General features: G+C 61.7%; 21 protein-coding genes, 1 tRNA gene and 1 pseudogene. 8 read left to right on the forward strand and 15 right to left on the reverse strand.

All coding sequences use genetic code 11. The features are described 5' to 3' along the window. Nucleotides 1–57 precede the first annotated feature (57 nt). Nucleotides 58–435: a winged helix-turn-helix domain-containing protein gene (locus tag ACMUVN_RS16405; protein WP_414815292.1), complete on the forward strand. Its 378-nt coding sequence runs from the start codon at nt 58–60 to the stop codon at nt 433–435. Here the strand turns inward: ACMUVN_RS16405 and modC are convergent, their stop codons facing one another. The 7 genes from modC to obgE all read right to left on the reverse strand — a co-directional run bounded on the left by modC (nt 436) and on the right by obgE (nt 8,031). Beyond that, the gene (gene modC / locus ACMUVN_RS16410; RefSeq protein ID WP_168333461.1) at nt 436–1,503 is read right to left on the reverse strand and encodes a molybdenum ABC transporter ATP-binding protein; all 1,068 of its coding nucleotides are present in this window, start codon (nt 1,501–1,503) and stop codon (nt 436–438) included. Further along, nucleotides 1,500–2,201, reverse strand: a complete 702-nt coding sequence (gene modB, locus ACMUVN_RS16415) for a molybdate ABC transporter permease subunit (protein WP_127431135.1) — start codon at nt 2,199–2,201, stop codon at nt 1,500–1,502. The genes modC and modB overlap by 4 nt, the downstream gene beginning before the upstream one ends. A gap of 353 nt (nt 2,202–2,554) precedes the next feature. Continuing rightward, a complete protein-coding gene (modA, locus tag ACMUVN_RS16420; RefSeq protein WP_063473854.1) occupies nt 2,555–3,346 on the reverse strand; it encodes a molybdate ABC transporter substrate-binding protein in 792 nt (263 codons plus the stop codon). A gap of 497 nt (nt 3,347–3,843) precedes the next feature. Further along, nucleotides 3,844–4,524 (reverse strand): nicotinate-nucleotide adenylyltransferase, encoded by a 681-nt coding sequence (locus ACMUVN_RS16425; protein ID WP_028758416.1) that lies wholly within the window; start codon nt 4,522–4,524, stop codon nt 3,844–3,846. Next, nucleotides 4,499–5,782 (reverse strand): glutamate-5-semialdehyde dehydrogenase, encoded by a 1,284-nt coding sequence (locus ACMUVN_RS16430; protein WP_414815293.1) that lies wholly within the window; start codon nt 5,780–5,782, stop codon nt 4,499–4,501. The genes ACMUVN_RS16425 and ACMUVN_RS16430 overlap by 26 nt, the downstream gene beginning before the upstream one ends. Then, nucleotides 5,775–6,944, reverse strand: coding sequence for a glutamate 5-kinase (gene proB, locus ACMUVN_RS16435; protein WP_047615805.1), 1,170 nt, complete (start codon nt 6,942–6,944; stop codon nt 5,775–5,777). The genes ACMUVN_RS16430 and proB overlap by 8 nt, the downstream gene beginning before the upstream one ends. After that, nucleotides 6,931–8,031, reverse strand: coding sequence for a GTPase ObgE (obgE, locus tag ACMUVN_RS16440; RefSeq protein WP_028757230.1), 1,101 nt, complete (start codon nt 8,029–8,031; stop codon nt 6,931–6,933). The genes proB and obgE overlap by 14 nt, the downstream gene beginning before the upstream one ends. 83 nt (nt 8,032–8,114) lie before the next feature. Here obgE and ACMUVN_RS16445 point away from each other — a divergent pair, with 83 nt between their 5' ends. Next, complete coding sequence (locus tag ACMUVN_RS16445; RefSeq protein ID WP_414815294.1) at nt 8,115–8,981, forward strand: endonuclease/exonuclease/phosphatase family protein; 867 nt, start codon at nt 8,115–8,117, stop codon at nt 8,979–8,981. A gap of 95 nt (nt 8,982–9,076) precedes the next feature. On the opposite strand, the gene ACMUVN_RS16450 is transcribed toward ACMUVN_RS16445, so the two are convergent. The 4 genes from ACMUVN_RS16450 to rplU form a co-directional block, all read right to left on the reverse strand. After that, on the reverse strand, nt 9,077–9,664 hold the full coding sequence (locus ACMUVN_RS16450) for a GNAT family N-acetyltransferase (RefSeq protein ID WP_414815295.1): 588 nt from the start codon (nt 9,662–9,664) through the stop codon (nt 9,077–9,079). Then, nucleotides 9,661–10,317, reverse strand: coding sequence for a GNAT family N-acetyltransferase (locus ACMUVN_RS16455; RefSeq protein WP_047615800.1), 657 nt, complete (start codon nt 10,315–10,317; stop codon nt 9,661–9,663). The genes ACMUVN_RS16450 and ACMUVN_RS16455 overlap by 4 nt, the downstream gene beginning before the upstream one ends. A 126-nt stretch (nt 10,318–10,443) precedes the next feature. Beyond that, nucleotides 10,444–10,713 carry a 50S ribosomal protein L27 gene (gene rpmA / locus ACMUVN_RS16460; RefSeq protein WP_003567620.1) on the reverse strand — a complete coding sequence of 90 codons (270 nt, stop codon included), beginning with the start codon at nt 10,711–10,713 and terminating at the stop codon, nt 10,444–10,446. 33 nt (nt 10,714–10,746) lie between these two features. Continuing rightward, complete coding sequence (rplU, locus tag ACMUVN_RS16465) at nt 10,747–11,064, reverse strand: 50S ribosomal protein L21 (protein ID WP_003543907.1); 318 nt, start codon at nt 11,062–11,064, stop codon at nt 10,747–10,749. 305 nt (nt 11,065–11,369) lie between these two features. Between rplU and ACMUVN_RS16470 the strand changes: the two genes are divergently transcribed. The 3 genes and pseudogenes from ACMUVN_RS16470 (at nt 11,370) to ACMUVN_RS16480 (ending at nt 13,393) form a co-directional block, all read left to right on the forward strand. Then, nucleotides 11,370–11,459 (forward strand) — tRNA-Ser (locus ACMUVN_RS16470). Nucleotides 11,460–11,644: 185 nt separating this feature from the next. Then, nucleotides 11,645–11,767, forward strand: a pseudogene (locus ACMUVN_RS16475) (ATP-dependent DNA ligase); the annotation flags it as partial. Then, the gene (locus ACMUVN_RS16480; RefSeq protein ID WP_414815345.1) at nt 11,762–13,393 is read left to right on the forward strand and encodes an ArnT family glycosyltransferase; all 1,632 of its coding nucleotides are present in this window, start codon (nt 11,762–11,764) and stop codon (nt 13,391–13,393) included. The pseudogene ACMUVN_RS16475 and the gene ACMUVN_RS16480, both read left to right, overlap by 6 nt. A 60-nt stretch (nt 13,394–13,453) precedes the next feature. Here the strand turns inward: ACMUVN_RS16480 and ACMUVN_RS16485 are convergent, their stop codons facing one another. Together ACMUVN_RS16485 and ACMUVN_RS16490 are read right to left on the reverse strand one after the other, a co-directional pair. Further along, complete coding sequence (locus tag ACMUVN_RS16485) at nt 13,454–14,008, reverse strand: DsbA family protein (RefSeq protein WP_414815296.1); 555 nt, start codon at nt 14,006–14,008, stop codon at nt 13,454–13,456. A gap of 36 nt (nt 14,009–14,044) precedes the next feature. After that, nucleotides 14,045–15,481: a DUF6880 family protein gene (locus tag ACMUVN_RS16490; RefSeq protein WP_414815297.1), complete on the reverse strand. Its 1,437-nt coding sequence runs from the start codon at nt 15,479–15,481 to the stop codon at nt 14,045–14,047. Nucleotides 15,482–15,681: 200 nt separating this feature from the next. Between ACMUVN_RS16490 and ACMUVN_RS16495 the strand changes: the two genes are divergently transcribed. Next, complete coding sequence (locus ACMUVN_RS16495) at nt 15,682–15,936, forward strand: DUF2934 domain-containing protein (protein WP_028757237.1); 255 nt, start codon at nt 15,682–15,684, stop codon at nt 15,934–15,936. Nucleotides 15,937–15,969: 33 nt separating this feature from the next. Here the strand turns inward: ACMUVN_RS16495 and ACMUVN_RS16500 are convergent, their stop codons facing one another. Both ACMUVN_RS16500 and ACMUVN_RS16505 read right to left on the reverse strand, forming a co-directional pair. Continuing rightward, nucleotides 15,970–16,539, reverse strand: a complete 570-nt coding sequence (locus ACMUVN_RS16500) for a GNAT family N-acetyltransferase (protein WP_063473851.1) — start codon at nt 16,537–16,539, stop codon at nt 15,970–15,972. Nucleotides 16,540–16,700: 161 nt separating this feature from the next. Next, nucleotides 16,701–17,345 carry a ThuA domain-containing protein gene (locus tag ACMUVN_RS16505; RefSeq protein WP_063473850.1) on the reverse strand — a complete coding sequence of 215 codons (645 nt, stop codon included), beginning with the start codon at nt 17,343–17,345 and terminating at the stop codon, nt 16,701–16,703. A gap of 320 nt (nt 17,346–17,665) precedes the next feature. Between ACMUVN_RS16505 and galE the strand changes: the two genes are divergently transcribed. Together galE and ACMUVN_RS16515 are read left to right on the forward strand one after the other, a co-directional pair. Further along, nucleotides 17,666–18,649, forward strand: coding sequence for a UDP-glucose 4-epimerase GalE (galE, locus tag ACMUVN_RS16510; protein ID WP_028757679.1), 984 nt, complete (start codon nt 17,666–17,668; stop codon nt 18,647–18,649). Beyond that, nucleotides 18,627–20,174 carry an alkaline phosphatase family protein gene (locus ACMUVN_RS16515; RefSeq protein ID WP_414815298.1) on the forward strand — a complete coding sequence of 516 codons (1,548 nt, stop codon included), beginning with the start codon at nt 18,627–18,629 and terminating at the stop codon, nt 20,172–20,174. Before galE ends, ACMUVN_RS16515 begins: the two co-directional genes overlap by 23 nt. The last annotated feature ends 52 nt before the right edge of the window (nt 20,175–20,226 follow it).

A 20,226-nucleotide genomic window follows, 5' to 3' on the forward strand; every position in this document is an offset into this window, starting at 1 on the left:
TGTACAGTTTCCATACCGCAGCGTAAAGTGCCGAAAATTCCGCGATCTCTGGATTCAATGACCGACTCAGCCGCAAGAACACTCGTTCCCGTCCTGCGAATCAGCTTCCCGGACCAGGATCGCCTCGGTCGCGGAAAGATGGAGCTCCTGGAGCACATCCGCTCGACCGGTTCGATCTCGGCGGCGGGGCGGGCGATGGACATGTCCTATCGCCGGGCATGGCTGCTCGTCAGCGAGATGAACCGGATGTTCTCTGAACAGGTGGTGGAATCGCAGCGCGGCGGGCAAAGGGGCGGCGGCGCGGTGCTGACGCCGTTCGGCGAGGAACTGCTCGAGCGTTTCCGCCGGATGGAAAAGACGGTGCGCACCAGCCTTGCCGACGATCTCGCCTGGCTCGAAGGCAAGCGCAATCTGCAACAGGGCAAGCGCGGCTGATCAGGCCTCCAGGGCAACCGTCTTGATGACGGCGAAGACCGCCCTTCCCGGCCGAAGATCGAGGCGCTCGCAGGAGAGCGTCGTGATCCGGGAAAGAATGATATCGCCGCCGCAATCGAGCCGGATTTCCACCGTTCCGTCCTCGGCCGGCGATATCTGCTCTATCCTTGCTTCCAGGATATTCAGCGCGCTGAGCCCCTCCGGCTTTGCGGTCGCCAACATGACATCGCGGGAGGGAATGCGGATGCGGACCGATTTGCCGGGCGCAAGGGCCGCACCCGGAATATGGAGCCGGCAGGATTTCAGCGCGACGGTCGACAGGCGGTGAAGCGGATCGAAGCTTTCCACGGTGCCTTCGAGTAGCGCGCCCGCCTCGCGCCGATCGGCGGAGGTTGACGGACGGCTCAATATGTCGATGGCGGAACCGGTCGCTTCCACCTTGCCGTCGCGCATGACGACGACCTGGTTTGCCAGCCGCGCCACCTCTGCGATCGAATGGCTGACATAGACGATCGGGATGTCGGTCTCGTCGCGCAAACGTTCCAGATAAGGCAGAATCTCAGCCTTGCGCGCCTCGTCGAGGGCGGCGAGCGGCTCGTCCATCAGCAGCAGGCGGGGCGAGGAGAGAAGCGCGCGGCCGATGGCGACGCGTTGCTTCTCGCCGCCGGAGAGTTTCGCGGGGCTGCGCGCCAGCAGCGTCTCGATGCCGAGCAGGTCGACGATGCGATCGAAGTTCTCGCCGCGTGCCGTTCTCGCCGCGAACCAGCGGCCGTAGGAGAGATTGGCGCGAACGCTGAGATGGGGGAAAAGCCGCGCCTCCTGGAAGACATAACCGAAACGGCGGCGATGTTTCGGGATGAAGATGCCGGTTGCGGTGTCGGTCAGGGCCTCGCCGTCAAGGGCGACGCGGCCTGCGTCCGGGCGCGCGAGGCCGGCGATGATGCGGATCATCGCGGTCTTGCCGGAACCGGAACGGCCGAACAGCGCGGTGACGCCACGCTCGGAGGTGAAGGCGGCATCGAGCGAAAAGGCGCCAAGCTTCTGTTTTGCCTCGACGATCAGCGTCATTCCGGATCGATCCTCCGGCCGGCGAGACGGGCGAGGAATTCGGAGGCGAGCAAAGCGGCCATGGAAATGACGACGGCAACGAGCGTCAGGCGGAGTGCGCCGGCATCGCCGCCCGGAACCTGGGTAAAAGTGTAGATCGCCGCCGACAGCGTCTGGGTTTCGCCGGGAATGTTGGAGACGAAGGTGATCGTCGCGCCGAATTCGCCCATTGCCTTGGCAAAAGACAGGATCATGCCGGCGATGATGCCGGGCAGGGTCAGCGGCAGGGTGATCGTCAAGAAGACCCAGACAGGTCCGGCGCCGAGCGTTCCGGCGGCCTCCTCCAGCTTGCGGTCGACCGCCTCGATCGACAGGCGGATGCTGCGCACCATCAGCGGAAAGGCCATGATGGCGCAGGCCAAGGCCGCACCCGTCCAGCGGAAGGAGAGAACGATGCCGAAATACTGGTCGAGCAGGCTGCCGACCGGACCGCGGCGGCCGAACAGAATGAGCAGAAGGAATCCGGTGACGACCGGGGGCAGGACCAGCGGCAGGTGAACGACGCCATTCAGCACCGACTTGCCCCAGAAGCGGCCGCGGGCAAGCAGCAGGGCGACGAGGATGCCGAAGGGCAGGCTTGCCAGCATGGCGACGATCGAGACGCGCAGGCTGAGCAGGATCGCCGTCCATTCCTCATTGCTCAACCCCAACATGTCCAAATGCAGCTGTCTCCCTGGAAGTCTGGGGGCACGCCGGGGCGAGCCTCAGTTTGTTGACAATGCTCGTTCTTTACATGGCGTCATCCGACGCCTGCCCCTCATCCGCCTGCCGGCACCGACCGGGGTCAAGCCACGGGTCTCGACCCGTCCTTCAGACCCCCCGCTCGCGGGGCGAAGGGACCCTGTCGCACCGTCCTCCTCAACCTCAACGCGGCGTTTGCCACGTCCCTCGCCCGCGAGCGGGTTTGGGTGAGGGGCAATCCCACGGCACGAACAAGACAGCCTCTGCCACTTATCGATCGATGCAAATGCTTGGGGTACAAGACAAGCATCACGAAACACTAATTGGTCGACTATTTCAGAATCGTGAAACCCTGCGCCGTGAAGAAGGCAGCAGCCCTGTCGGATTTCAGGAAGTCGAGATAGGCTGCTGCATCCGGGTTCTTGCTCTCGTTAAGGATTGCGATCGGATACATGATCGGCGGGTGGGAATCGGCCGGGAAGGTGCCGACGACGGCGACACCCTTATCGGCTGCGGCATCCGTCTGGTAGACGATGCCATAAGGCGCTTCGCCGCGGGAGACGAGGGCAAGGGCGGCGCGCACGCTTTCGGCGCCGGCGACCTTGCTTTCGACCGATTTCCAGACGCCGAGCTTTTCGAGCGCGGCCATGCCATATTTGCCGGCCGGAACCGATTTCGGCTCACCCATGGCCAGCTTGCCGTCACCCAGCAGTCCTGCAAGATCGAAGCCCTGCTTGATCTCGACCGGTTTTGCCTTGGCCTTTTCGGCAACGAGCACGATGCGGTTGCCGAGCAGATTGGAGCGGGTATCGGCCTTGATCAGGTTTTTCTTGGCGACGTAATCCATCCAGTCGAGATCGGCCGAGATGAAGACATCGGCAGGAGCCGCGTTTTCGATCTGCTTGGCCAGGGCTCCGCTCGCCGCATAGGAGGCGACGGTTTCCTTGCCGCTTTCCTTGGCCCAGGCGGTGTTGGCGGCGTCGAGCGCATCCTTGAGGCTGGCGGCCGCAAAGACGATGAGCTTTTCGGCTGCGGCAGCAGGCGCCGGAAGCGCTGCCGTGCCAAGCCAGAGGGCTGCGATCGCGGCGGTTGCCTGTTTCATCCATCGGCGGCGGTTCTGCATGATGTCTCCCCAGGTTTCGAAATATTGCGACGAATATAACGGGTGAGGTGCTTTGGCTAGGGATATATCCAGAAAAATATAACCATATCGGGCCGCTGTGTTCGCAGCGATCCAATGGTTTTGGCATTGTTGACGTGCATGGCTCGAACCGCAGCATGAGATCCAAAGGGCGGAAATATCCAAACGACAGTTGGCAGACCGCAAGGATTCCCGGCGGTAGAGTATGCTCCGTCGATTTCTGCCAAGAAAAACGGCAATGCCAAAGCCATAAGGCTGCATAGGATTGCAAGTGACGCATTGCTGCAATGCAACAATCGATATTCATCTTCCTGCGAAATATGGTACAACACTCTCATCGAAACGGCTTCTCCTCCTCCCATAGCCGTTCGGTAGGATCGACAACACTCCTCCTCCCAGTTGTCGATCGAGTTTATAAGCCCGACGGATCTCCTCCCCCGTCGGGCTTTCTCATTTTCGGGACATCCTTGGAAATCAAACTAAAGCGCGTCGCCGGGCGCCGAGCCGTTGCGGATTGCCGTCGAGCTCAGGCCGGAGCGCGGCCCGTGGATGAAGGTCCAGGCCGGCGCACGCTTCTTCCAGAGAACACGGGCATCATCCTCGTCGACCCGGGCGAAATCGAAGGTCCTGGCCATTTTCGAGGAGAGGAAGGAGAGCGTCGCACCCGGCCGGTCGATCACCGCGATCGGGAAGGTGCGGGCAATCTCCTGCCATTTCTGCCATTTGTGAAAGGTCTGCAGGCTGTCTGCGCCCATGATCCAGATGAAATGCACATGTGGATTGCGGGCCTTGACGCGGGCAAGCGTGTTGGCAGTGTAGCTGACGCCGAGCGTCTGTTCGAAGGCCGTCACCTTGACGCGGGGGTCGGCGGCAACACGCTCGCTTTCGGCAATACGCTCGGCAAGCGGGGCGAGCTGGTTGCGGCTCTTCAGCGGATTGCCCGGGGTGACCATCCACCAGAGCTGATCGAGGCCAAGCCGCTTGAGGGCGATCTCGGCGACCAGCGCGTGGCCCTGATGCGGCGGATTGAACGAACCGCCGAACAGACCGACGACCATGCCGCGCTCGCTGTGCGGCATGCGGAGATAGTGCCGGTCCACATTCTCAATCGTCACGTCTGGCTCGGTCGTCACCTCAGGGCCGCGTCTGTCCGGCACCATGCACCCGATATTTGAACGAGGTGAGCTGTTCGACGCCGACAGGACCGCGGGCATGCATCTTGCCGGTGGCAATGCCGATTTCCGCACCCATGCCGAACTCGCCGCCATCGGCAAATTGCGTCGAGGCATTGTGTAGCAGGATCGCCGAATCGACTTCGGTGAAGAAACGCGCGACGACGTCAGGGTCCTCGGCGATGACGGCCTCGGTGTGGTTCGAGGAATAGGTCTGGATATGGGCGATCGCGCCCGATATGCCGTCGACGACGGCAACCGAAATGATCGCGTCGAGATATTCGGTCGACCAATCCTCCTCGGTCGCGGGCTTCATGCCGGGTGCGACCTTCAGCACCGTTGTCGAAGCGCGGATCTCACAGCCGGCCTGCGCGAGAACCTCGAGCAGCGGCGTCAGATGCGTGCCGATCGCGGCGCCATCGACGAGCAGGGTTTCGGCCGCGCCGCAGATACCGGTGCGGCGCATCTTGGCGTTGACGACGATCTTCTTCGCCATTTCGATATCGGCCGAGGCATCGACATAGATATGGCAAAGGCCTTCGAGATGGGCAAAAACCGGCACGCGGGCCTCGTTCTGCACGCGGGCGACCAAGCTCTTGCCGCCGCGCGGCACGATGACGTCGATCGCACCCTCCAGGCCGCGCAGCATGGCGCCGACGGCGGCGCGGTCGGTGACCGGAACGAGCTGGATAGCATGCTCTGGAAGTCCTGCTGCCTTCAAGCCTTCGACCAGGCAGGCATGGATAGCCTGCGATGAGCGGCGCGAATCCGAGCCGCAACGCAGGATGACGGCATTGCCCGCCTTGAGGCAGAGGGCGCCGGCGTCCGCCGTGACGTTCGGCCGGCTTTCGAAGATGACGCCGATGACGCCGAGCGGCGTGCGGACGCGCTCGATCTTCAACCCGTTCGGCCGGTCCCAGGCGGCGATGACTTCGCCGACCGGATCGGCAAGCGCGGCAATGGCGCGGATGCCCTCGGCCATTTCGGCCACACGCTTGTCGTTCAGCGTCAGCCGGTCGACGAAGGAGGCAAGCATTTCGGTGCCTTCGATATCCTTCAGGTCCTTGGCGTTCTCGGCAAGAATATGCGCCTTGTTCGCCAGGATCGCATCGGCCATGGCGTTCAGCGCCCTGTTCTTCACCTCGGTGGACGCAAAGCTCAGCGGTCGCGCGGCAGCCCTCGCCTTGCGGCCGATGTCGTTCATCAGCACGTCAATGTCAGGGCTTGGCGCCACGGTATCAAGCATAGCTCGCGTCCTTCTTCTGCCTTTCCGATTTCGAACCGATCTGGGCCGTCATGACCATGTCGTCGCGATGGACCATGGCGGCGCGCCCGGCATAACCGAGGATGGCGGCGATTTCCGCCGATTTGCGGCCGGCGATCCGGCGGGCGTCGTCGGCATCGTAGCTGACAAGACCGCGGCCGATCTCGCGGCCCGCCGGGCCGATGATCGCCACCGTATCACCGCGGCTGAAGAGGCCGGAAACGCTGCGCACGCCGGCCGGAAGCAAGCTCTTGCCGGCCCCGAGTGCAACGACGGCGCCGTCATCGACATGCAGTTCGCCGGCCGGCTGCAACTGCCCGGCAATCCAGGTCTTGCGGGCGGTGACGGGCGTGCCAGACGGCGCGAACCAGGAGGAACGCGCGCCGTTTTCGATTGCCGACAGCGGGCTGTCGGTCTTGCCCGACGCGATGATCATGGCGCAGCCCGATGTGGTGGCAATCTTGCCGGCATCGATCTTGGTGCGCATGCCGCCACGCGAAAGCTCGGAGGCCGCACCCCCGGCCATTGCCTCGATCTCCGGCGTGATCGCGGCAATCGTCTCCAGGAACGTTGCGTTCGGATCGAGATGCGGCGGCGCGGTATAGAGGCCGTCAATATCGGAGAGAAGAATGAGCAGGTCGGCGCCGGTCATCGTCGCGACGCGGGCGGCGAGGCGGTCGTTGTCGCCGTAGCGGATTTCGCTGGTGGCAACGGTATCGTTCTCGTTGATGATCGGCACGGCGCCGATTTTCAAAAGCTGATTGATGGTGGCGCGGGCATTGAGATAGCGGCGGCGTTCCTCGGTATCTCCGAGTGTCAGCAGGATCTGGCCGGCGACGATCTCGTCGTGCGACAGGCTTTCCGACCAGGCACGCGCCAGCGCGATCTGGCCGACGGCGGCGGCGGCCTGGCTTTCTTCCAGCTTCAGCGCGCCCGAGGGCAGGTCGAGCACCGAGCGGCCGAGCGCGATCGCGCCCGAGGAGACGACGAGCACATCGATGCCCTTGGCCTTCAGGCCGGCGATATCGGCGCACATGGCGTCGAGCCAGGCCTTCTTCAGCCCGGCCCTGCGATCGACCAGCAGCGCAGATCCGATCTTGATGACGATACGGCGGTAGCGGCCGAGCGGCTTACGGCTGGTCATCGGCCTCGTCCTCGCCCTGAACCTCGCCCTTGTCCTCATCGGAGACGACCATGTCGCGATGGCGCAGCTTCGGCACCTTGGCCGGCTTCTCCTCGGTATTGGCCTCGACGATGATGTCGCGCAGGGCGCGCAGGACCTCGGTCATGCCCTTGCCAGTGACGGCCGAAATCTGGAAGGGCGTCTTGCCGCAGGCCTTGGCCAATTCCTTGGTCTTCTTCTTCAATTCGGCATCGTCGAGCAGGTCGATCTGCGACAGCGCCACGATCTCAGCCTTATCCGTCAGCTCGTTTCCATAGGCTTCGAGCTCGTGCTTGACCGTCTTGTATGCCTTGCCGACCTTTTCCTCCTGGGCGGAGACGAGGTGGAGCAGCACGCGGGTGCGCTCGACATGGCCGAGGAAACGGTCGCCGATGCCGACACCTTCATGGGCGCCTTCGATCAGGCCCGGAATGTCGGCGAGGATGAATTCCCGCTCGTCGATGGTGGCAACACCGAGGTTGGGATGCAGCGTGGTGAAGGGGTAGTTGGCGATCTTCGGACGGGCGCGGGTGACGGCAGCCAGGAACGTCGACTTGCCGGCATTGGGCAGGCCGACGAGGCCGGCATCGGCAATCAGTTTCAGCCGCAGCCAGAGGGTCTTTTCCTCGCCGGGCAGGCCGGGATTGGCCCAATCCGGCGCCTGATTGGTCGAGGTCTTAAAATGGGCGTTGCCGAAGCCGCCATTGCCGCCATGGGCGAGGCAGAAACGCTGGCCTTCGACGGTGAGATCGCAGATCAGCGTTTCCCGGTCTTCCTCGAAGATCTGGGTGCCTACGGGAACCTTGAGCGTCACGTCGCTTCCATTGGCGCCGGTGCGGTTCCTACCCATGCCATGGGTGCCGATCGTCGCCTTGAAATGCTGCTGATAGCGGAAATCGATCAGAGTGTTCAGTCCGTTGACAGCCTCGACCCAGACGTCGCCGCCGCGTCCGCCATCACCGCCATCCGGGCCGCCGAACTCGATGAATTTCTCGCGCCGGAAGGAAACGCTGCCGCCGCCGCCGTCTCCGGACTTGATATAGACCTTTGCTTCGTCGAGAAATTTCATTTTACTTCCAATATTCAGTGGCAGTTGGACGGCCGTCTTGGCCCATTCGATATAGGCGGTTCCGACGGAGGTCAAAGATTATCGTGAATTTCGTGAGCTATAACATACAGTACGGCTTCGGTCTCGATGGCAGATACGATCTGCCGCGCATTGCCCGGAGCCTCGAGGGGGCCGATGTCATCGCGCTGCAGGAGGTGACCCGCGGCTTCTCCCGCAACGGTTTTGCCGACATGGTGGCCGATGTTGCCGCCTTCTTTCCCGACTATTTCTGGGTGTATGGGCCAGCCTGCGATATGCATGTCGAGGCAGCCAAAGAGGGGCTCCGGCCGGTGCCCGGCACGCGATTCCAGTTCGGCAACATGGTGCTGTCGCGCTGGCCTGTTATCTCCACCCGGACGCTGCTTCTGCCGCGCAGCCGGACGATTGGCAAGATCAACCTGCAGCGCGGCGCAACCGAGGCGGTGATCGAAGCACCCGGCGGCGCGTTCCGCGTCTACTCCGTCCATCTCGACCATGTCTCTGCCGACGAGCGCATCCGCCAACTGCAATTCCTGAACGCGCAGATCAATGCCTTCGTCCAGGAGGGCGGGTCGCTGACGGGAGGCGGCGAATTCGATCTGCCGGAGCCGCCGCTGCCGGAAGATTACGTCATCATGGGCGATTTCAACATGGAGCCGGAATCGCCGGAATATTGCGCGCTTGCCGGTGCCGGCGGCGGATATTACGGCCGTGTCGCCAGGGTCGGCACGCCGATCGACGCCTTTGCGGCGCTCTCGGCCTATCGGCCGGAGAGCTATAGCTGGATGGATCCCGAAGATCACGGCAAACGCATGCATCTCGATTATTGCTTCGTCAGTTGCGGCCTCGAGGCCCGGTTGAAATCCGCCCGGATCGATACGCAATCCGAGGGCTCCGATCATTTTCCCCTATGGGTCGAGATCGGCGATTGAGGGAGCCGCCGCTGTGGCGGCGTCTCCCTTTCTAGTCCTGGATGAGAGCATGATGTTGTCCGAAAACCGCGTACACTTTTCGGAATCATGCTCTGTCACGCAACCTTGCGCGGCTGCAGCATGCCCGGCTGCAGCACGGTTTCGATATGCGACACCATGGTGTTGCGGGCGAAACAATAGATTTCGCCGCAACCCGTCATGCGGAAACCGAGCTTCTCCTGCAGTCGCAGCGAGGCCGGGTTGTCGGCGAAGACGCCGGAATGGATCGGCGTCTCCGGCATGCGGCGCGAGAAGCGCTCGATGATCGCCGCCACCGCCTCGCTCATATAGCCGCGCCGCCAGTAGTAGCGGTTCAGCCAGTAGCCGAGGTGCCAGCGGCCGTGGCGCAGCTCGATCGAGACGTTGCCGATATGGACATCGTCCTGACCGGTGATCGCCAACGGCCAGTCGGGCAAGGTGCCCGAGGTGACCGGGATCAGCCAGTCCAGCGCATCCTGCCGGTCGAACGGCGCGGGTACGCGGGACAGCATGCGCGTGATCGCGAAATCGGAGAGCGATTCCGCGATCGCAGGCGCATCGCTCAGCCTGTGCGGGCGGAGCGTCAGCCTGGCGGTCGAGATGACAGGCGCGGGGCCGGGCATCATCGGCTTGAGCTCAGGCCTTTGCAGCGCGGTCGTGCTCATGCGATGTTCCCCCAGCTTCGGAGGGACATCCAGGTCTTGCGGTCGAGCCTGTACCATTCGACCGGCACGTTGCTGCCGAGCGCCAGCGAGGCAGCGAGCCCCGATCCCTGGAACTGGAAGCCGCACTTCTGGATGACGCGGCGCGAGGCGACGTTCATCACCCGGCAGCGCGCATCGATCTGATCGACGTCCTGGCGGGTTCTGAACACCATGTCGACCAAGGCATGGCAGGCCTCGGTCGTATAGCCCTTGTTCCAATAGGGCTCGCCCAACCAGTAGCCGATCTCGACGGTTCTGCCGTCGGCATGCGGCTCGACGCCGCAGCAGCCGATAAAGGCGCCGTTTTCGGCCTTGGTGATCGCATAGACGCACTTGCCAATCTCGCCATTTTTCGTGCGACGCACGAAGTCAGCAGCATCATTGGCGGTATATGGGTGCGGCATACGCGATACCATGGTGGCGACTTTGGCGTTGTTGGCGAGATGGGCAAGGGCGTCGATGTCTTCTTCGTGGGGCGCGCGCATGACGAGCCTTTCCGATAACAAGACAGGGCAATCGGTCCTTAACCGCTCCGGCCTCAGCCGTTCTTCGGAAGACCGCTGGTCTTCCCGGGGCGACCGTGATTGGTCTGCCCTTAACAATTCGCCTTGCATGGTTCAGTCCTCCTTGAGGGGTAAAGAAAAAGGGGAGATGGCGCCCCATCTCCCCTGTTTTCTAGACTGAACCTGATACGGCCAGCCGGGTCGATGAGACGCCGGCTGTTTTTGAGCGCTACCGGCTTATTCCGCTGCTTCCGCTTTCGGCATGACAGACACGTAGACGCGACCGTTGGCCTTCGTTCGGTAGTTCACATTGCCGGCGGTAAGCGCAAAAATCGTGTGATCCTTGCCGAGGCCGACGTTGGAACCCGGATGCCACTGCGTCCCGCGCTGACGCACGAGGATGTTGCCTGCGATGACGGCTTCGCCGCCGAACTTCTTCACGCCAAGGCGCTTGGATTCGGAATCGCGACCGTTGCGCGAGGAACCGCCAGCTTTTTTGTGTGCCATTGGAGTTCTCCTTTAAACCTTGTCCCGTTGATCTTACTTGGCAGCCACGATGTCCGTGATACGGACGACCGTGTGATGCTGACGATGGCCGCGCGAACGCTTCGAATTCTGACGGCGGCGCTTCTTGAAGGCGATGACCTTCTTGCCGCGGTTCTGTTCGACGACTTCTGCCTTGACAGAGGCGCCGGTAACGAAGGGCGCACCGATCGCAGCGTCGGCGCCTTCGCCGATCACGAGCACTTCGGTGAATTCAATGGAATCGCCAGCGGTGGCTTCCAGCTTTTCGATGGTCAGCACGTCGTTGGCTGCCACACGGTACTGTTTACCGCCGGTCTTGATGACTGCGAACATTTTTTATCCTTTCATGTTCGTTCCAGCTCTCCTCGCTCGCTGAGCAAGGTGGCCGTCTTTTTATCAGTCGAAGTTAAGCAGGGATTTCAGAGGGAAACCTCGAACTCTTCCTGCCGGTGAAACGCCCCACGCAAGCGCAGGACAAGCAAGGCACGGATTTCTCCAAACCTATTGCGCAGCCGAGATACGCGAGCGACAAAAAAGTGTCAAGGCAAAAGGATGGAATGCTTCGACTTTTCGGCTTGCCAACCTGTCATATGCTCGTTATGAGAACGCCCGCGCCGAACAAGCGCCGACCAGACCGCGGAGAGGTGGCAGAGTGGTCGAATGCACCGCACTCGAAATGCGGCATACCTGCAAGGGTATCGTGGGTTCAAATCCCACCCTCTCCGCCATAACGCTTCAAGCGCATAATTTTCCTGCAAACCGCTGAAATACCGAGACATCAGAGCGGGAAGGCGCCGTAGCTCTTTCGGCGGACAAGCGGATGCCGGACTGCGGTGTCGCAGTTCCAGTGCGGATGCGTCAATAATCAATCTGGGCGAATTGCTTTTTAAGGCATTGCTGATGAAGTGCCGGCATGACAAAGCCGCCCCGCAAGCCTTCCAAGCCGCTGCTCGGTGAAGCCTACGAGCCGCTCCGCAGCCGACCGCACTGGCTGCGAGATCCCGCTCAGCCCAATCTTCCTCTCGATCCGATGCCGGACGACCCGGATTTGAACCAGGCCGAAGGTCAGCCATACCCGCAGCGGGCGACCGACCGCGACATGGCGGCTCGCAACTTCCTGAGCTTCAACACGGCGATCTTGCTGGGGATCTTGTTCATTGCGATCGTCTTCAGGTACCACAAGATCACCTTGCCGCTGGTCGACGGCTTCAGCTGGCGCGAGATCAGCACCGCGATGATGGCCGACAATTTCCAGCAGCGCAGCTGGAACATCTTCTTTCCGGAGGTCAGTTGGACCGGCCCCGGGCCAAGCTATCAGGGCCGCGAGTTCCAGATCGTCAGCTATCTCACAGCCCTGCTCTACCAACTCTTCGGCTGGCACGACTGGTTCGGCCGCATGGTTGCGGCCCTCTTCAGTCTGGTGACGGTGTTTTCGCTGCACAGGCTGACGGCGCGCTGCTGGGGCGAGATGCACGCCCACGCGGCGGCACTTGCCTACGCGTTGATGCCGGCGGCGATCATGATCGACAGCTCGTTTCTTCCCGATCCCGCGATGCTGGCCTTGGTCACTCTCGGGGTCTGGCTGTTCGTTAAATACTGGGCCGGCGGCAGCGGTTGGCTCTTACCGCTCGCCACGGTCAGCTTCTCGCTCGGTGCACTTTCCAAGCCACCGGGCCTCGCCGCCGGTGCCGTCATCTTCTATCTGATGGTCTGCTGGATTCTGGAGAAGAAGTGGAAGCAGGCGAGTTGGGTCTTCCTGTCGGGGCTCCTGAGCCTGGCCGTCATCGGCGCTTATTTCAGCTGGGCGATTTATCTCGGCCGCAGCTATCCGCCGTTTCATGTCGCCGGCACCGGCGGCTATATCTGGGAGGATGGCTTCCGGACATACCTCGGGAACAGGTTCTATTTCCAATCCGCGTGGAACACCTCGGTTTTGTGGTTCTACGGCTATCCGTTCATGGTGCTGTTTGCGGTCGGCTTGTGGATACCGCCCAGACCTGCCGAAGACCCTAGGCGACGCACCCTTTCGCGCATTCCCTATGTGTGGCTGGCTGCGGCCGTGATCGTCTATCTGGCGGCGGCCGGCGAGATCACCGGCAATGTGTGGAACTTCCACATCTTCCATGTACCGGTCGCGATATTCTCAGGCCGCGGCGCGCTTCTTCTGGCAACCCTTGCATCGAGAACCGTTCTAACGCCGGCGGTCGTGCTTCGCTCGATCTGCATCGTGGCGGTCGCACTTGCCTGGTCGACCCTTCCCCTCGTCAGGACGATGAAGAAGCCAATCGCCATGAAGGGCAAGCTGCTTGGCGAGGAACTGGCGCGGTTGGCGCAACCGGGCGACCTCGTCGTCGCCATCGCGCCCGAGGTCGGCGATCCCGTCGCAATCTACTACAGCAGGGCGCGCGGCTGGGTGTTCCCGCCCGGCGGAGGCGATGAGGAATGGTCGAAATTCGTCGCCGATGACGCCATTGCGATCGCGCAGCTGGAGGAGTTGCGCGCGCAAGGCGCGGATCTGTTCGGCGTTGCCAAGAACGCCACCGACAAACAGGACCTGCTGTTCGTCGAGCATCATGACGGGGTCATCGACTATCTGGACAAGACCGCAACCAAGCTTGTGGATTCGGATGATTTGCTGGTCTACAGGATCACTCGTCCATGAGAGCCGACAACAGTCGCTGCGGGCGCTCTCATTGTATGTCAGAGCCGTTTGATCTCTGTTTTATTGTATTTTCTTCACCCAGACTCCGACCTCATCGCCGCTGCTCAGATCGGGCTGCACCAGCCCATCGACCATGAAGGTCGGCGAGACATGGATGCCGTTCTGCCGGGCATATTTGCAATGCCATTTGATCTCCCGGTCGAGATCCGGAATTGCGAAGGCCTCCTTCAGCCTGACGCCGCTGTAGGTTTCCAGGCGCTCGATGATCTGATTCGGCGTCACGTCCATGTTCGGGCCGCCGGCATGGCGTTCAAACTCGAAATCCTCGCGATGGGCGGCAATGGCGGCCATCACTTTCTTGGCTGTCTGCTTGCCGCCTTCCAGCGTTGAGGCTGCGATGATGCAGCGGACAAGGACGCCCGAATACATATGCCAGGGTTGCGACTGCAGACGGATCTTCACGGTGATCCTGTCTTCGCCGGCTCGGCTCAGCAATTCGTCGAGCTTGTTGAACGCCCTGACCGAATAAGGGCAAGTCGGCTCCAGAAAGGCTTCGAAGATGCGGGAGCCAGTTCCCCAGGTGAGCGGATCTGCGTGCCAGGCGGTGGTCGTCATGGGATTCCTCTCTGAAGGCAAGGTATTTGAAGCGACTTAGGTCACCAGGCTCCAGAAGCCATGCTTCTTGCCGTGCCGGCGCTTGAGGTCCGCGACATAGACGTCATGGGATCTTGTGTTGCCAAAGTCATCGATATGAGGCGCAAGGGACGCACAGTCCGCAAGATGCCTTGCGGCGTGTTTATAGCGGCTGGGCCTGTTGTTATCGAGGGCGAAATCGATCATGGAGCGCAAGAGAATGGTCGCCGCGAGCGGATGTTTCTCCGCCAGAGCTTCGGCCGCCGGCGTCATCAGCTCATAGAGATCGCCGTCGAGTTCGGCTTTCCTGATCACCATCAGTTTTGCCGCCTCGGCAGGCGCCGGCCAATTCAGGAAAAAGGCAAGCGCCTGATGGACGTTCGGGAAAGCCCGGGCATGGGCAAATGCCTTCTCCTCGGCGTCGAGATCGTCGAAATCCGGCAGCCGCTTGAGGAAAGCCCTGAGATGCTCGCCATCCAGCGCCTGCTCGAAGCGCCCCCATCGATAGGTTTGGGCCTCTTCGGCCCGCCCCAGGGCCTCGAGCGCGGCGACGCGAGAGAGCTGCCATTTGAATGGCATGTTGGCCCAGCCTCTCGCGTCGGCCTCATCCAACGTCTCAAGCGCTTCTTTCGCCCGCCCGGCCGAGAGCAGGCGATTGGCGATATCGGCCGCAATCATCGGCGCCTTGCGCGTTTCCTCGGGGTACTGGCCAATGTAGGCATCAACATCGCCCTGGGCGTCGGCAATTTGCTGTAAGGCCATGCGCACCGTCAGATCCCGGTGAGTGCCGTAGATCTCATCCTCGTAAATCGGGCCTCCCGCGCCCCAGCCGATGACCTTGCGCTCATCTTCCGCCGGCTTGTCCTTCGGCTCCTTGGACCATTGGACGAAGAGGGTTTTCAACCGATCGATACCATCCTTGCCGAGGGCCGGCACCATCGCCGCAAGCAGGTTGTCGTACTGGCCGTAACCATTGTCCTGCACGGCTTTGAACACCTTATCGGCCAGAACATTGACGTCAATTTTGACGAGCCTGGCGATTGCAGCAGCATCCTCGCAAGCCTGGTGAAAACTTTGGATCAGTGAGCCGCCGCGGTCGTTGGATCTTTCAAAGATCGAATCCGCCATTGCGAGGAACTGCCATATCAGTTCAAAAGCCTCCCGGGGATCATCGGCGGCAATCGTCTCTGCGATCGTCTTGCGTTGAGTTTCCAGATCGGTCTTCAGCGCCTTCGCTTTGTGCCAGTTTATGACGGTGCGAGCGCGGGTAATGCTGGCAAGCCGCTTTCGCACCTCACGCGCCACTTCGGCGCTGCCGTGATTGCCGGCAAGCTCCATTCGAAGCCGTCGCTTGTGGGCGGCGCTGCCCGTGCTGATCTCGATCAGCAGCTCGGCAAGGCGCTGGACACCGAGGGATTCGAGATTCTTGGCATTGAGTGTTGTCTTGGCTGCCATCGTTCATCGCTGTCGTTTCTGCGGCTGACCCTACCCTGGAGCCGGTACGAGGCCAAGGTCGGGGAATGCATGCGAGGGATGATCCCCTGCTCCTCGATATTAGCTAAAAACTAACGCTGCCTCGTAACGACTCCTAAAGCCGGTTTTGGCACCTTGTTGCCTGTCGAATATTGCTTCCAAATTTCTCGCTGGGGTTGATTATGAGTCATAATAAGGACGCCTGGGTCAGCCAGCGCGCTTATTCGCTGTGGGAATCGGAAGGCAGGCCGGATGGGCGCGGGGAAAGCCATTGGGCGCAGGCGCTACGGGAGTTCGAGCAGCTGGAGCTGACGAAGGCCTCGCCTGATGGAAATGATCTTATCGAGAAGCTGAAGGCCGCGGGGCGGCTGATGCGTGTCTATGACGAGACGGTTCCCGCCGTCGAGAATGACCGGCAGATCAAGGCGGTTCGCTAGCCTGTATTTATAATCCCTGGGTTGCCGAAATATTCAGCGGCATTCCAGGCGGACGATCGGCCTTGCCGGCAGGCGTCTTGCCACTTCGACGAAGCCGGCATCCAGAAACATCGAGAGCGCTCCCGGATAGAGCTCGGCTCCGTTCGAAGCGCGGGCTGCCTGATCGACGGGGTAGGCTTCGAGGCATTCAGCGCCATTCGCGTTTGCGAATTTGACGGCGTGTTTCAATAACAGTCGCGACAGGCCCTGCCGCCGGAACGGTTTGCGGACGATGAAGCAATTGATCGACCAAACCGGCTTGTCGTCGACCGGCGCGAAGGGCTTTGAGCGGCGCAGCCGGTCGAATACGGCGCGCGGCGCGATACCGCACCATCCGGCCGGCTCGTTCTCGTGGTAGCCGAGAATGCCTGGCGGGCGCGGCCCGGCGACGAGGCTTCGAAACCAGTTGCGATTTCCCTCGCCCCATCCTGCCTTGTAGTCGGCATTCGGAAGATACCAGTAGGCGCAGCGACAATTCCGGCCGCCCGAGCAATCGTCGAACACCTCTTCTAGATCAGCCAGGCGGTCGGCGGTGGCGGGGAAGAAAGAGAAGCGATCCTGCATCCGGGCAAATTATGACGCAGACGGACGATCGGCAAGCGGTCGCCCGTGCCGGACGATCAGGCGAGGTTGCTCTCCAGCTTGAAATACTCATTCTTCAGCGGCCGACGTCGCCCGGCTGTCGCCGCCGGTCGGCATTCTCCGGCGCGCGGCCCGTCCTGACGCTACTGGCGTGCGGCCCAGCTCAAACCCCGCCGCAGGATGAGCGGCATATAGGGATGGTCGAATTCGGCAGCGATATGGCCGAGGGCGGAATAGAAGATGCGGCCGGCGCCGAAATGGCGCTTGAAGACGACGGGCATCACGACATTGCGGGCCGCCGGATCGTAGGCACCGGTGAAGGTGGTGGTCGCAAGGATTTCGACCGTGGGATCATAGTGGAGATAATATTGCTCGGAACGGTAGTCGAAGTCGGGAATGCCCTCCATCACTGGATCGTCCTGGCGGGTGACGGCGACACGGAAGTCGATGATATTGCCGGGATGGGCCACCCAGGTGACGCCGGAAACATATCGGAAAGGCGCGCTTTCCTTGAAGGATGTGGCGAGGGCGCCGTGATGGCCGGCGAGCCCCAGCCCGCCGCGCACGGCTTCGACCAGGGCCGCGGCATGAGGCTTTTCGAGCGTTTCGCCGGTAATGATGGGCACCAGCAGATCGGCCTGCGCCAGCGTCGGTGATCCGAATATTCCGAGATCGCCGGTCACCTCGACCGTAAAATCGTCTTCACGCAGCAGGTCGGCGACGATATGAGCGCATTGCTCCGGCTCATGACCCTGCCAGCCGCCCCAAACGACCAATGCCTTTCTCATTCGTGCCCTCCCTGGCTGATGTTGCAGACCGTTGCATCACATGGTGGTACAAGGCCCTTAGATCGGGCGGCTATGCAAATCACGCGAATAATTTTCGAATATCGCCGATGCGGCCCAAATTGCGGGGCGGGCGGCGTCATTGTCGTTCGGCGTTGGAGTTGAAGTCATCGATAGGGCCGCCATGGCGACGAATCGCGCATCGATTGAAGTGGCATCGGCATTTGACGTATTGTCTGTTCACGCCGATCGCAGTTCTTTCTTTTTATTGACGTGTATCTCGTCTAGGTTTCCCTCATCTCTCACGAAGAATAGGGTGGTGCATGGCAGGTGAAACGGTTCTTGTTGTCGGCGGCGCCGGCTATATCGGGTCGCATACGTGTCTCGACTTGGCGAACAAGGGTTATACGCCTGTCGTCTTCGACAATTTTTCGAACGGCCATCGCGAGTTCGTCAAATGGGGGCCGGCCGAAGAGGGCGATATTCGCGATCGCGCCCGGCTGGATGAGGTGCTGGCAAAGCACAAACCGGCGGCGATCCTGCATTTCGCGGCGCTGATCGAGGTTGGCGAATCGGTGAAAGATCCGGTTTCCTTCTACGAGAACAATGTGATCGGCACGCTGACGCTGCTTTCGGCGGCACAGGCTGCCGGCATCAACGCCTTCGTCTTCTCCTCCACCTGCGCCACCTACGGTCTGCCGCAGAGCGTGCCGCTCGACGAGACGCACCGGCAGGTGCCGATCAATCCCTACGGGCGGACGAAATATATCGTCGAACAGGCGCTTGCTGATTACGACCAATATAAGAGCCTGCGCTCGGTGGTGCTGCGCTATTTCAATGCGGCCGGCGCCGACTTCGAGGGCCGGATCGGCGAATGGCACCAGCCGGAAACGCATGCGATACCCCTGGCGATCGACGCAGCCCTCGGCCGCCGCCAGGGTTTCAAGGTGTTCGGTAGCGACTACGAGACCCGCGACGGCACCTGCGTGCGCGACTATATCCATGTGCTGGATCTTGCCGATGCGCATGTGCGCGCCGTCGAATATCTGCTGAAGGGCGGCGATTCCGTCGCGCTCAACCTCGGCACCGGCACCGGCACGACAGTCAGGGAATTGCTCGGCGCGATCGAGGAAGTGTCGAACCGGCCTTTCCCCGTCGAATATATCGGCCGTCGTGAAGGCGATTCGCATACGCTGGTTGCCAATAACGACAAGGCGCGCGACGTGCTCGGCTGGGTGCCGCAATATGATCTGTCCGAGATCATCCGCTCCGCCTGGGCCTGGCATGCAAAATCCAACCAGCATTGAGAAGGCGCGCCGGCCGAACATCCTGCTGATCACGGCCGACCAGTGGCGTGGCGATAGCCTGTCGGCCGTCGGTCACGCTTGCGTAAAGACACCTGGTGTCGATGCGCTGGCGCGGGAAGGCACGCTCTTCCGGCGGCACTATGCCGGGGCGGCACCCTGCTCGCCGGCGCGGGCCACACTCTATACCGGCCTTTATCAGATGAACCACCGCGTCTGCCGCAACGGTTCGCCGCTCGATGCCCGCTTCGACAATCTGGCGCTCGCCGCCCGGCGGGCCGGATACGATCCGACCCTGTTCGGCTACACGGATACCGCGCCCGATCCACGCGGCATGGATGCCGGCGATCCGCATCTGACGACCTATGAAGGCGTGCTGCCGGGCTTTACGGCCCGCCAGCTTCTGCCCGAGCATGAAAAACAGTGGCTCTCCTGGCTCAGGTCCCGCGGCCATGCGAATGCCGTCAGCCGCGACATCCATATTCCGGTCGGTGCCGAAGCAGGCGAAATTTCAAATGCGGCGCCGGCCTATTCGCGCGACGAGACCCAGACGGCGTTCCTGGCCGGCGAGTTCATTCGCTGGGTGGGCGAACAGGACAGGCCGTGGTTTGCACATGTCTCTTTCTTGCGTCCGCATCCGCCATTTTCCGTGCCGGAGCCGTTCAACCGGATGTTCAAGCCCGACGAGGGACCGGCTTTTGCCCGCGCTGCAAACCGCGACGCCGAACAGAATAGTCATCCTTATCTCGCCTACGAGATGCCACGCTCTGGCAAGGGCAACTTCATCTACGGGGCAACGGGGCCGCTCAGCGGCTGGAACGCTGAGGATTTTGCCGCGATCCGGGCGATCTATTACGGGATGATATCAGAGGTCGATGCGCAACTCGGCCGCGTCTGGCAAGCCCTGAAGGATGCGGGCGCCTGGGACGACACGCTTATTGTCTTCACCTCGGACCACGCCGAGATGGCGGGCGATCACTGGATGCTCGGCAAGGGCGGTTTCTTCGACGGCAGCTATCATATTCCTCTTGTCATTCGCGATCCCGCAAGCAGTGCTGCGGGTAGGGTCGTCGACAAATTCACCAGCGCTGCCGATATTTTTCCCACCCTTTGTCAAAGGCTCGGCATCGACGCGAAGAACGGGCTCGATGGCCAGTCGCTCATGCCGTTTGTCAGGGGTGGGAGCGGACCGGGCTGGCGGGACGCGGCATTCTGGGAATTCGATTTTCGCGACATTGCGCATGGCGAGGCGGAGCGGCATTTCGGGCTCCGGTCCAACCAATGCAATCTGGCGGTGATCCGCGACGGACGGTTCAAATATGTGCATTTTACCGCATTGCCGCCGCTGCTCTTCGATCTTCTCAACGATCCGATGGAACTCGACAATGTCGCAGCGGATCCGGCCTATGCGGCGATACGGCTCGATTATGCCGAGAAGCTTCTGTCGCTGCGGGCACGGCATCTCGACCAGACGCTTGCCTATACCGAGCTGACGGAAAGAGGGCCGGTGACGCACCGACCCTGGTAGAGCATTGCCGTCTTCTTCGAATGACGGCAATGCTCTCTTTCTCTTTGTACGC

Origin of the sequence: Rhizobium sp. IY2 (genome assembly GCF_047532935.1) — a bacterium.
GTDB classification, from domain to species: Bacteria; Pseudomonadota; Alphaproteobacteria; order Rhizobiales; family Rhizobiaceae; genus Rhizobium; species Rhizobium anhuiense.

What these genes read in the sequence shown, in the direction of transcription:
- ACMUVN_RS16405 (WP_414815292.1), top strand. Translation starts at nt 58, where the DNA reads ATGACCGACTCAGCCGCAAGAACACTCGTTCCCGTCCTGCGAATCAGC.
- modC (WP_168333461.1), bottom strand. Translation starts at nt 1,503, where the DNA reads ATGACGCTGATCGTCGAGGCAAAACAGAAGCTTGGCGCCTTTTCGCTC.
- modA (WP_063473854.1), bottom strand. Translation starts at nt 3,346, where the DNA reads ATGCAGAACCGCCGCCGATGGATGAAACAGGCAACCGCCGCGATCGCA.
- ACMUVN_RS16425 (WP_028758416.1), bottom strand. Translation starts at nt 4,524, where the DNA reads ATGGTGCCGGACAGACGCGGCCCTGAGGTGACGACCGAGCCAGACGTG.
- ACMUVN_RS16430 (WP_414815293.1), bottom strand. Translation starts at nt 5,782, where the DNA reads ATGCTTGATACCGTGGCGCCAAGCCCTGACATTGACGTGCTGATGAAC.
- proB (WP_047615805.1), bottom strand. Translation starts at nt 6,944, where the DNA reads ATGACCAGCCGTAAGCCGCTCGGCCGCTACCGCCGTATCGTCATCAAG.
- obgE (WP_028757230.1), bottom strand. Translation starts at nt 8,031, where the DNA reads ATGAAATTTCTCGACGAAGCAAAGGTCTATATCAAGTCCGGAGACGGC.
- ACMUVN_RS16450 (WP_414815295.1), bottom strand. Translation starts at nt 9,664, where the DNA reads ATGAGCACGACCGCGCTGCAAAGGCCTGAGCTCAAGCCGATGATGCCC.
- ACMUVN_RS16455 (WP_047615800.1), bottom strand. Translation starts at nt 10,317, where the DNA reads ATGCAAGGCGAATTGTTAAGGGCAGACCAATCACGGTCGCCCCGGGAA.
- rpmA (WP_003567620.1), bottom strand. Translation starts at nt 10,713, where the DNA reads ATGGCACACAAAAAAGCTGGCGGTTCCTCGCGCAACGGTCGCGATTCC.
- rplU (WP_003543907.1), bottom strand. Translation starts at nt 11,064, where the DNA reads ATGTTCGCAGTCATCAAGACCGGCGGTAAACAGTACCGTGTGGCAGCC.
- ACMUVN_RS16480 (WP_414815345.1), top strand. Translation starts at nt 11,762, where the DNA reads ATGCCGGACGACCCGGATTTGAACCAGGCCGAAGGTCAGCCATACCCG.
- ACMUVN_RS16485 (WP_414815296.1), bottom strand. Translation starts at nt 14,008, where the DNA reads ATGACGACCACCGCCTGGCACGCAGATCCGCTCACCTGGGGAACTGGC.
- ACMUVN_RS16490 (WP_414815297.1), bottom strand. Translation starts at nt 15,481, where the DNA reads ATGGCAGCCAAGACAACACTCAATGCCAAGAATCTCGAATCCCTCGGT.
- ACMUVN_RS16495 (WP_028757237.1), top strand. Translation starts at nt 15,682, where the DNA reads ATGAGTCATAATAAGGACGCCTGGGTCAGCCAGCGCGCTTATTCGCTG.
- ACMUVN_RS16500 (WP_063473851.1), bottom strand. Translation starts at nt 16,539, where the DNA reads ATGCAGGATCGCTTCTCTTTCTTCCCCGCCACCGCCGACCGCCTGGCT.
- ACMUVN_RS16505 (WP_063473850.1), bottom strand. Translation starts at nt 17,345, where the DNA reads ATGAGAAAGGCATTGGTCGTTTGGGGCGGCTGGCAGGGTCATGAGCCG.
- galE (WP_028757679.1), top strand. Translation starts at nt 17,666, where the DNA reads ATGGCAGGTGAAACGGTTCTTGTTGTCGGCGGCGCCGGCTATATCGGG.
- ACMUVN_RS16515 (WP_414815298.1), top strand. Translation starts at nt 18,627, where the DNA reads ATGCAAAATCCAACCAGCATTGAGAAGGCGCGCCGGCCGAACATCCTG.